The sequence below is a fragment of the Thalassolituus sp. UBA2009 genome (assembly GCF_002335285.1).
Taxonomy (GTDB): domain Bacteria; phylum Pseudomonadota; class Gammaproteobacteria; order Pseudomonadales; family Oceanobacteraceae; genus Venatoribacter; species Venatoribacter alkanivorans.
The window spans coordinates 9,864-19,925 of the sequence record NZ_DDCJ01000049.1; the positions used below are offsets into that span (position 1 = coordinate 9,864).

General features: G+C 54.4%; 9 protein-coding genes. 7 read left to right on the top strand and 2 right to left on the bottom strand.

The features are described from left to right. From B3P58_RS05365 to B3P58_RS05380, 4 genes are all read left to right on the top strand, one after another. On the top strand, positions 1–2,692 hold a 2,692-nt coding region (locus tag B3P58_RS05365), incomplete at its 5' end, for a PKD domain-containing protein (protein ID WP_286716424.1). 144 nt (positions 2,693–2,836) lie between these two features. Next, on the top strand, positions 2,837–4,087 hold the full coding sequence (locus B3P58_RS05370; RefSeq protein ID WP_286716425.1) for a multidrug effflux MFS transporter: 1,251 nt from the start codon (positions 2,837–2,839) through the stop codon (positions 4,085–4,087). A gap of 70 nt (positions 4,088–4,157) precedes the next feature. After that, positions 4,158–4,751 (top strand): TetR/AcrR family transcriptional regulator, encoded by a 594-nt coding sequence (locus B3P58_RS05375; protein ID WP_145469556.1) that lies wholly within the window; start codon positions 4,158–4,160, stop codon positions 4,749–4,751. Positions 4,752–4,853: 102 nt separating this feature from the next. Continuing rightward, the gene (locus B3P58_RS05380) at positions 4,854–5,018 is read left to right on the top strand and encodes a hypothetical protein (RefSeq protein WP_186435952.1); all 165 of its coding nucleotides are present in this window, start codon (positions 4,854–4,856) and stop codon (positions 5,016–5,018) included. A 27-nt stretch (positions 5,019–5,045) separates the two neighbouring features. Here B3P58_RS05380 and B3P58_RS05385 read toward each other — a convergent pair whose 3' ends face one another. Further along, on the bottom strand, positions 5,046–5,642 hold the full coding sequence (locus B3P58_RS05385) for a hypothetical protein (RefSeq protein WP_145469557.1): 597 nt from the start codon (positions 5,640–5,642) through the stop codon (positions 5,046–5,048). 265 nt (positions 5,643–5,907) lie between these two features. Here B3P58_RS05385 and B3P58_RS05390 point away from each other — a divergent pair, with 265 nt between their 5' ends. Next, on the top strand, positions 5,908–6,855 hold the full coding sequence (locus tag B3P58_RS05390) for a hypothetical protein (RefSeq protein ID WP_286716426.1): 948 nt from the start codon (positions 5,908–5,910) through the stop codon (positions 6,853–6,855). Positions 6,856–6,938: 83 nt separating this feature from the next. Here the strand turns inward: B3P58_RS05390 and B3P58_RS05395 are convergent, their stop codons facing one another. After that, positions 6,939–7,283 carry a DUF1820 family protein gene (locus tag B3P58_RS05395; RefSeq protein WP_145469559.1) on the bottom strand — a complete coding sequence of 115 codons (345 nt, stop codon included), beginning with the start codon at positions 7,281–7,283 and terminating at the stop codon, positions 6,939–6,941. 181 nt (positions 7,284–7,464) lie between these two features. Here B3P58_RS05395 and miaB point away from each other — a divergent pair, with 181 nt between their 5' ends. Next, positions 7,465–8,814 carry a tRNA (N6-isopentenyl adenosine(37)-C2)-methylthiotransferase MiaB gene (gene miaB / locus B3P58_RS05400; RefSeq protein ID WP_145469560.1) on the top strand — a complete coding sequence of 450 codons (1,350 nt, stop codon included), beginning with the start codon at positions 7,465–7,467 and terminating at the stop codon, positions 8,812–8,814. Between the two features lie 104 nt (positions 8,815–8,918). After that, positions 8,919–10,013 carry a PhoH family protein gene (locus tag B3P58_RS05405; RefSeq protein WP_414716562.1) on the top strand — a complete coding sequence of 365 codons (1,095 nt, stop codon included), beginning with the start codon at positions 8,919–8,921 and terminating at the stop codon, positions 10,011–10,013. Positions 10,014–10,062 lie beyond the last annotated feature (49 nt).

Consider the following 10,062-nt stretch of genomic DNA (forward strand, 5'->3'; position numbering starts at 1 on the left):
TGGCCAGGCCGGCGAAGCAGTGACTGTTGAACGTGTCAGCCTGACAGGCCTCGCCGTCAAAGGAACCGTCATAGGTGCCAAGGCGGAACTCTTCCGTCTGATCAATGGAAATATTGAAGAGACAGCATTCGCAACCGGCACAACCGATTTGGAAGGTCGCTACAATCTGACAGCAACCTCAGAAGAGGCTTATAACGGCCCTGCTCTGGTAAAAATAAGCTGGCAGGAAGGCGCTGAAATGATCTGCGATGCCAGCTCCGGTTGTGGTGATTACCCTGTTATTCCTGACGACCGCAATACGAATAATCCCGGCTCCGCAGCCATCGACTTCGGTGAATCCTTCGATCTGGCTACCGACTTTGAAATGTCCGCCCTGCTGCCCTCGATCAGCACTTCATCCCTGGAAGACAACAGCTATACCGCCAATATCACGTCACTGACACACATCGCTGCCCAATACAGTGCCGCTCAGAGTGGTGTTAACGCGGATCTGATACGCCGCCTGAATAACCGGGTACGGCAACTGTTCGGACTGAGTGCAGATAAAGTCGGCGCCGTGGATCTTCTGCTGACCTCCCCTCTGGATCCGACCTCAGCACAGAACAGCGATGATCCATCCGGCATCGCCTATGGTCTGATAACCGCCGCCCTCGCCGAGCTGGCCGGGCAGCGTGGTGAAAGCATCCAGCAGGTGCTCAGCACTTTTGCCCAGAATTTTACCGCCAATGGTGGTCAGCTCTACTGGAATGGCACCGATACCGGTGAACTGAATATTGCCGCTATTCTCGCCGCTGCCAATGCCGTTGCTGCGGCTAACGGTAATGTTCCGGGAACCATCACCACCGGCCTCAGCAACGAGAAAGACAGTGCCGATAGCAACAGCGGTGTCAGTAATATTAATCCGCCGGAAATTGATGCCGGCGCAGACCTGAGCGCCACACCGAATCAGGCCGGCGTAACACTGACCGGCAACCTGATCAGTGGCACGAATCTCACCTACCAATGGACTCAGGTATCCGGCACTCCCGTCAGCCTGAATACTCCCACGGCCTTAACCACCAGTTTCACTGCCCCACAAGCCAGCGGCGATCTGGTTTTTGCTCTGCGCGCCAAGGATGCTGCAGGCTACGATGACATAGACAGGGTTACAGTAAGAATCCGGGCCGCCGCCGGGGCCGCCGCCGCTCTGGCCGGTAATTACCGGATTTATATTCCTAACCAGATGTTCAGCAGCAGCGCTTTCAGTAATCAGCAGACGGAGTTTGATTTTGATCTGAATCTGGTTTCCGGACTGAGTGTAACGGCGTCGGCCAGTGATCCATCCGTCTTCAGCTTAAGCATCAAAGGTTCGGCCGAAAGCTGGCGGCTGGAAAACCGTTATCCCTACGGCAGTTTCTTTAACGGCCCCGGCAGTGCAGCCCAGTCTGTTACGGACGGACAACTGGTACCACAAGTCGATAGTGAAAACTTTACCCTGGACGGCAAGGTCGATGCTCAGGGCGTGATTACTATCAACGATCCAACCTCGGTTGAACAGGATACGGATGGTCAGGGTAATGAAGTTGTCCGTTACGATTACTCCAACATCCTGACCTTTATGCCCGTCGATACCGGCAGCTACCTGGCGCTGAATATGAACCACAGCGAAGGCTTTGCTGCCAAGGCTGACGGCAGTGCTGATACCAGCCAGCTAAGGTACCGTGACTTTGATGTCGAAAACCTGCTGCTTGTTAAGAACAGCGGCAATTTCAGCCAGGACAGTTTCCAGAACGATTATGGGGTGATTGTCCTGTCTCAGGCGACGGATGAAACCTTTGCACATGCGCTGGTCTCAGAGCTGCAGCGCTGGAACATCACGAAAGACAGTGGTACGCCGTCCGTCATCACCGCCACCATCGAGTCTGACCCCGGCCTCAGTGGGTCCGGCCGGGTTGGCAGTCGTTACAGCCATGACATAGAACTGTCTGGCGGCGTCTACTCTGAGAGTCTTGGCAGCTTTTCCGTTCTCTCAGGCGAAGAATCTCCCAGTAATGATCCACAGACTCCTGCCAGTGAACGCCAGGCAATTTTTGCTATCGACGGCAGCAAGAGCGGACAATTCCGTATTCCAAGCAGCCTTGCAGCAGCCCTGTTGCCTGACGGTGGTAATGCCATTATGGAAGGGATAGCGACTCCCAATGGAGCGTTATTTATGTCGACATTAATGGGGACAACATCCAAAGGAAGCTATAACAGCACACCGGTAAAAACCCTGGTCAATGAGCGCTATATTGGTCTGGCCATCGATAACTCTACCCTCATAGCGGCTGACTTCACCGGTAAAACCTATGAACTGCGCGGCGTTGAATACGCTGTTGATGCCAATGACCGTGGCTCTTCCGCCAATCTGATCCGCGGTACCCTGAGCTTTGGCAGCACTCCGGCAGCGCCGGTGGTTACGGTCAATAACCAAGAGGTCAGACTACGTAATACCAACTTCACCGTTGTCCGCAGCAGCGAAGACTATAGCTCCAGTGATGACCCGCTGGCGGCTGAGTTCGGCTCGGCCTCTGCCATAAAACTGTACGACAGCGAAACAACACTGGACGGTTATGTCAGTGCCAATGGCAAGCTGGTACTACTACGCCTGCTTAACACCACAGAAAGCGATCGTGGTGCACACGGTTTCCTGATCGGGCGCCTGATTGAATAATCGCAACACTCTGCAGTAAAGCCATATAAGGGCCTTCCACGGAAGGCCCTTGTTATGTCCGCCGACAGATAACCTGAACAATCCGTTCCACCCCGCCTCTCACTGTGGCAAGGCATTAGGGCTAAAATACTCATTCTGCAGACCATGTCTGACATTATCTTCGCCGAGCAGCGCCCGGCAGCCTCTATCGGTAACACTATGCCCGCACTTACACTGCCACTTCCTCTGCTGTTGGCCTTGCTGACAGCACTTTCGCCTTTGGCCATTGATATGTATCTTCCGGCGATGGAGGCAATGGCCGGCGATCTGCAAACCAGCATCCACCTGGTGGAGTTATCCGTCAGCAGTTACCTGCTGGGCTTTGCACTTGGTCAGCTCGGTGGCGGACCTCTGTCTGACCGCTACGGCCGCCGTCCCCTGATCATCACCGGCCTGGTTCTGTTTGCCCTCAGCAGCGCTGCACTGATGCTGACCACTTCGCTTGAGGCACTGCTGGCACTGCGCTTCCTGCAGGCCATCGGCGGTGGGCTGGCAACGGTTAATTCCAGCGCCATTGTCCGTGACCGTTTTCAGGGAGCGGATGTCGCCAAAACCTTATCACTGGTGTCCATGATTATGATGCTGGCACCGCTGGTCGCGCCGATGCTCGGCGCCCTGACCTTATCCTTTGCCGGCTGGCGCACCATTTTTCAGACACTGACCATCTATGCGGTGCTGGTGCTGATCATTCTCGTCTGGCAGCTGGAAGAAAGTCACCCGCCACACAAACGTCAGCAACGTCTGCCGGTGCGTGACTACCTGCGGGTCATCAGACATGTCCGTGCTCGCCGCTTTATTCTGGCTCAGGCACTGGCATCCACTGGCATGTTTGTCTTTATTACCGCCTCGCCTTACCTGTATCTGGATTACTTTGAGCAAGATGCCGAGCACTTCCCCTGGCTGTTTGGCGCTAACGTTCTGACCATGATGGCAATGAACCGCCTGAATATACTGCTGCTGCGCCGTTTCGACAGCCAGCAGATACTCAGGGCCGGACTTAGTCTGCAACTGAGTAGTGCGCTGCTGCTGGTTCTGCTGTTTAGCGCATATCCCCAGCAGGCCTCATTGTCCCTGACCTTGCCTTTAATGATGCTGTTTATTGGCTCACTCGGCCTGATTTCAGCCAATGCCACGGCAACCATCCTGCATTATTTCCGTGATATCAGTGCAACAGCCACTGCTCTGACCGGCGTCAGTGTTTTCTGCAGTGGCGCTTTGTTTGGCCTCATCTGGGGCCACCTGCATAACGGCACACCACTGCCGATGATGGCGGTCATGCTGTGCACGGCACTGCTGGCCAATCTTGCGCTGTGCCGCATTCCGGCAGAGCAGAGTGACGCGGTTACAACATCCTGATTATGAGAACAACAGACTGGTGCATCAGTGGGACAAATCTGACTTGTCTGCGCGCCGGAAGAGGAACAGAATGAACGTTCAGTCCGAAACACGAAAGAACATGGATAAACGCCAGCAAATTCTGGAAGCCACCGCCGATCTGATTGCAGAGCAGGGATTACACTCCTGCCCTATGGCGATGGTCGCAAAGCATGCATGTTGCGGTGCTGGTACCATCTACCGTTATTTCGAGACCAAAGAAGAATTAGTGCAGCAGTTGTTTCTGCATCTGACCGAAGTAATGGCGAGCCACTGTATGGCCGGCTATGACGAAAGTGCCTGTATCAAGAAAAGATTTTACAGCTTCTGGGGAAATTTTTACCGTTACATGCGTGAGCATCCCAGAGACCGTGCACTGATGGAACAATTGTCAGCCTCGCCAGCCATCAGTGAGCTGCAACGGGAAAAAGCACTGGAGCCGATGAATAAAGCGCTGACCCGGCTGCTGGCCGAGGGCAAAAGCCAGATGCTGATCAAAGACCTGCCGGATGAAATCATCACCACCATGACTTTCGGCAGTCTGACCATGATGGCCAAGAAACAACAGCTATCACCGCAGATGTTTCCACAGGCGGTGCAAGCCGAAGATTTGCTGAATCTGTGCTGGGACGCCATCAAAGCGTAACAGCCGGATGAACAAAACAGGCCCACAAGGCCTTTTTTTAAACGCCAGACCCTGAATGAACGTTCACTCTCGTTGATTCAAATCTAACTAAGGAGACATACCATGTCGAACAGCTTACCTCAGGCGTCAGAATCAACCACCACGATGCCAGCCAGTGCCGCGATGACTCCAGCAGTACGTAACAGCGGCAGTGATTTTTATTCCATGCTGACTCAGCTGACTCTGACCCAGAAGCGCAACCGCGCCACGGCACGACAGAGCGCCTGATCCACCGTCATCCGGGCGAGCCATCAGTTAATGAATGATGGCATCCTCGCCCAGATCGGCCTCCGCAAATGACGCCGGTAACACACACAGACGGTTTACCATCAGCAGGCTGTGATCCGGAATCAGCAGCTGGTCGTTATCCATCAGCGCGTCCAGCAGCACACAGGTCGCATCGATCGAATCCAGTCCGACGATAATCGCCAGGGCAAAACCATATTTGGTATTGAGCGCCACCAGATCACCCACCTCCAGTTCTTCACGCTCGGTAATAATGTCGTCCCCTACCAGTTCGTCAGTCGGCCACGGCGTTTTGAAGCGCGCCAGCGCCACCAGCTGCACAATGCCCTGAATCACACCATCGCTGATATCCACCTCGATGTCGCCCTCCTCTTCTGGCTCCATAAGGCGATCAAGCAAACTCATAAACAGATCGGAGTCTTCTTCTGACCAGCGAAGGTCGACAGGATGATGACTGCTGCGGTTGGAACGGAAACTGACTTCGGTGGGAAATTCTGCCGGATCTTCACCGGCGGTACCGGCAGGCATTAACAGGCTTACGGCTTCGAAACCGCTCTGGTCCTGATCACTGATACGCCAAAACAAGGGTTGCATCTCTGCATTCATAGGGATCACTCCGTATTCACCATGATTAAATGGAGCCTGCGTGGCAATGAGTCTGACGAACCTCCCTTATGCTTGGCTATATCCGTTATATAGCAGGGCTGCATGACAGTGACAAGACGCAGCCGCACAATAACGCCGGGCAGTGATGACAAATTCTGTATTTACCCTTTGGCACCGATTGCGCCGTAAACGTTCAGTCAGCGTGAAAAATGGTGTTAACATCAGGGTCTAATAACAAACACTGACAGAACTCCGGGGAATTACCATGCACTCACTCTTTACCCGCACCCTGATCACCGGCTGCGGTTTGTTACTGCTGTCCGGCTGCGCCACACCAATCGCTAACTTTGATGCCATCAGCCTCGATGCCAAACGTGACGCTGCGATGGCGGACGAATCGGCCTCCCGCACCATCCAGCACGCACAATCCAAAATTGAGTTGGGCAAAAGCGAAAACCTGCGTTTTTACGCCCCACGCCACCTTGAGCTGGCACAGAAACAACTACTGGAAGCACAGGAAATGCTGACCAGCGGCGAGCCCGATGGCGTTGTAAAAACCGTTGCCATGACCTCGCTGAAAACCGTTGAGGCCGGCCTGAATGTAAAAAAAGACATTCTCAAACAGCTGAAGCCAACCCTGGATCACCGTCAGGTGCTGAAAGACATCAAGGCCGATCAGTACTTCCCGGCCGACTATCTGGCCATTGAAGAAGAACTGGTAAAACTGATTGATCTGATGGAAGACCACCAGACCATCAAAGTCGATGCCGGACAGAAACTGCTGTTAGCGGAGATGCACCGCGTTGAGGTTGCCACCATCGAGTACATCCAGTTGCAGCCGGTTAAAGATCATCTCGAACGTATCAAAAACAAAGGTGGCGCTTCTGTTGCTCCGATCAGCTGGGATACCGCGCAGAAATCCCTGCTGCAGGCTCAGGCGCTAATCAGCAAAACACCGCGTGCCAAGGGTGCCATCGCCAAGGCGACCGTAGCCGCCACAAAGGCAGCTCAGCATGCCGAAGTGATCACCAACCTGAGTAACGAAATCCTGGATGCCAGCAAAGATGACGCCGAAGCCATCGCCCTGCGCATGGAACGCTGGCTGTACCGCATCAGCGTCGCACTTAAACATGAAGACATCCGTCACCAGCCACTGGACGAACAGGCTGGCGAATATGCGGCGTCGATTGAAGCCCTGATGCGTAACCGTTAATCCCGACTCCGTTAATCCTGGCCGCTGAGCCACAAAAAAGCCCGGTAATCCGGGCTTTTTTGTGCTCTTTCGCCGCTCAGATTTTACTCGTCTTCGTCACGCGGTGGCAGAAAACGGGTCGGAAAGTGCGAAATATTCGAACCTTCGCCCTTACTGATTTTCGGGCTGCCTTCTTTTTCCACCTCATCAATGCGCACGATGCTGTGCATCGGAATAAAGGTACGCTTTACATCGGCAAAGGTGGCTTTCAGTTTCTCGGCATCCGGATCAACCACCAGAGAAGAACGCTCGCCAAAGAGCAGCTGCTCCACCTCAATAAAACCATGCAGATCGCTCTGATAGATGTAGCGGGCGTATATCTCGACCACATCGCCCTGCTGCTGATACACAATACGGTAAGTCGGTTCCTGCTTGTCTTTACTGCTCATGGTGCCTGCTTGTCGACCTGAAATGCCGGTTAAAGCACCGGACAAAGAAAAAGAGAGCAATTGTAACACGGGCGGGCAAGACAGGATGCAGACAGCCGACGGATACTGGTGACTAACTGAGCAGGGACAGTATAATGTTGCCCCTTTTGTATAAACCGCTGACGAGGCCGGAAACTCCCTCATGACTGACCAGGTGAAAAAGCTGTACATCAAGACCCACGGTTGCCAGATGAATGAGTACGATTCATCACGTATGGCCGACATGCTGGGCGAAAGTCATAAGATGGAGCTGACCGATAACCCGGAAGAAGCGGACGTTATTCTGCTCAATACCTGCTCGATCCGCGAAAAAGCCCAGGAAAAAGTGTTCCATGAACTGGGCCGCTGGAAAGGCCTGAAAACCAAGAATCCGGATCTGAAAATCGGCGTCGGCGGTTGCGTCGCCTCACAGGAAGGCGATGCCATCATCAAGCGCGCTCCGTTTGTGGATATGGTGTTCGGTCCGCAAACCCTGCACCGTCTGCCGGATATGGTGAACAAGGCCAGCAATGCCATTCAGGTGGTGGACGTTACCTTCCCTGAAATCGAAAAATTCGATCATCTGCCGACCCCGAAAGTAGAAGGCTGTTCTGCCTTTGTCTCCATCATGGAAGGCTGTTCCAAATACTGTACTTTCTGTGTCGTACCATACACCCGCGGCGAAGAAGTCAGCCGTCCGCTGGCCGATGTACTGAAAGAAGTTCAGGCGCTGGCCGATCAGGGTGTACGTGAAGTTAACCTGCTGGGTCAGAACGTTAACGCCTACCGCGGTGACACCAGCGATGGCGAAGTGGCCGATCTGGCAGAGCTGATTACTCTGGTGGCCGATATCGACGGCATCGACCGTATCCGTTTCACCACCTCACACCCGCTGGAATTCAGTGACAGCCTGATCAACGTGTACGCCGAAGTGCCGGAACTGGTCAGCCACCTGCATCTGCCGGTACAGAGCGGCTCCAACCGCATTCTGGCGGCCATGAAACGTGGCCATGAAATCGATATGTACATCGATAAAATCGAACGTATCAAAGCACTGCGCCCAGACATTTCGATTTCTTCAGACTTTATCGTCGGCTTCCCGGGTGAAACCGCCGAAGATTTCGAAGACACCATGAACCTGATCAACCGTATCGGCTTCGACACCTCCTTCAGCTTCATTTACAGTGCGCGTCCGGGAACACCGGCCGCCAATCTGGAAGATGACACGCCGGAAGAGCTGAAAAAGCAGCGTCTGCAGATTCTGCAGGCCCGCATCGTGCAGCATGCACAGCAGATCAGCCGCCGCATGGTAGGCCGTGAAGAAACCATTCTGGTTACCGGCGTATCACGTAAAGACCCGGGCGAATTACAGGGCCGTACCGAAAACAACCGGGTGGTGAACTTCAAGGCCGACGATCACAGCCTGATCGGCAAATTCGTTAAAGTCAGCATCGAGGATGCGTACCCAAACAGTTTGCGTGGCATCCTGCTTAATCCAGAGTTAGCCTACTAACCTCATTCGTGATTTATGTGGCCAGGCCAGAGCCGGGCCACATAAACAAAAGCCCACAGAGAGAGTTCTCATTGACCCGCAAAGATACTGAGCAACCAGAATCCATTGAGCCTGTCCAGCCTGCCGAGACTGAAAGCGCCAGCCCCAACCGCCACAGCACCAGCTTTGCTCTGGAACCGGATGATGCACAGCGTCTGGCCAATCTGTGCGGCCATTTTGACAGCCATATCGAGCAGATTGCCGACCACTTCGAGCTGGAAATCTATAACCGCGGTAATAAATTCACCATCGAAGGTAAGGTGAAGCTGGCACAGCGTGCCGCCCTGCTGATTCAGCGCCTGTACCGCGAAACCGCCAATGGCACGCCGATCACGCCGGATCTGATCCATCTGTTACTGCAGGAAGACGGCAGCGAGCAGGCCGCCGGACGCAAAGCCAAATCCGATTACGACAGCCGCACCATTAAAACGCCACAGGCCATCATCAAGCCGCGCGGTCCGCACCAGCTTGACTACCTGCAGCGCGTGCGTGAATTTGATATCAACTTCGGCGTGGGCCCGGCCGGTACCGGTAAAACCTTCCTCGCCGTTGCCGCCGCCGTCGAAGCGCTGCAGCGTGACGAAGTGAAGCGCATCCTGCTGGTACGTCCTGCGGTTGAAGCCGGCGAAAAACTGGGCTTCCTGCCCGGCGATCTGGCACAGAAAATCGACCCTTATCTGCGCCCGCTGTACGACGCGCTCTATGAAATGCTGGGTTTTGAACAGGTTGCCCGCCTGCTGGAACGCAATGTGATTGAAATTGCACCGCTGGCCTATATGCGTGGCCGTACCCTCAGCCACTCGTTTGTGATCCTCGACGAATCGCAGAACACCACCAAAGAACAGATGAAGATGTTCCTCACCCGTGTTGGCTTTGGCTCCAAAGCGGTGATCACCGGTGACGTTACTCAGGTCGACCTGCCACGTGGCGTCTACTCAGGCCTGAAACACGGTCTGGAAGTGCTCGATGGCGTTCCCGGCATTGGCATTACCCGCTTTACCAACGCCGACGTGGTTCGCCATCCGCTGGTACAGCGCATCGTCGACGCCTATGACCGCTTCGACGAAAAAGAAAAGCAGGCCGACGAAGAACGTAAGGCCGCCCGTCTGGCTGCACAGCAGAACGACGAGGATGCGGTAAGAAACTGTTGCTTGGTGTGAAGCTTGGCGCCGAGCTGGAAGGCTACCAGGCCTGGCTGCCCGGCGAAGA

Bases quoted from the DNA above. Each gene is read 5' to 3' on its own strand.
- B3P58_RS05395 (WP_145469559.1), bottom strand. From the start codon at position 7,283: ATGAGCAGTAAAGACAAGCAGGAACCGACTTACCGTATTGTGTATCAG.
- B3P58_RS05380 (WP_186435952.1), top strand. From the start codon at position 4,854: ATGTCGAACAGCTTACCTCAGGCGTCAGAATCAACCACCACGATGCCA.
- B3P58_RS05370 (WP_286716425.1), top strand. From the start codon at position 2,837: ATGTCTGACATTATCTTCGCCGAGCAGCGCCCGGCAGCCTCTATCGGT.
- B3P58_RS05385 (WP_145469557.1), bottom strand. From the start codon at position 5,642: ATGAATGCAGAGATGCAACCCTTGTTTTGGCGTATCAGTGATCAGGAC.
- miaB (WP_145469560.1), top strand. From the start codon at position 7,465: ATGACTGACCAGGTGAAAAAGCTGTACATCAAGACCCACGGTTGCCAG.
- B3P58_RS05375 (WP_145469556.1), top strand. From the start codon at position 4,158: ATGAACGTTCAGTCCGAAACACGAAAGAACATGGATAAACGCCAGCAA.
- B3P58_RS05390 (WP_286716426.1), top strand. From the start codon at position 5,908: ATGCACTCACTCTTTACCCGCACCCTGATCACCGGCTGCGGTTTGTTA.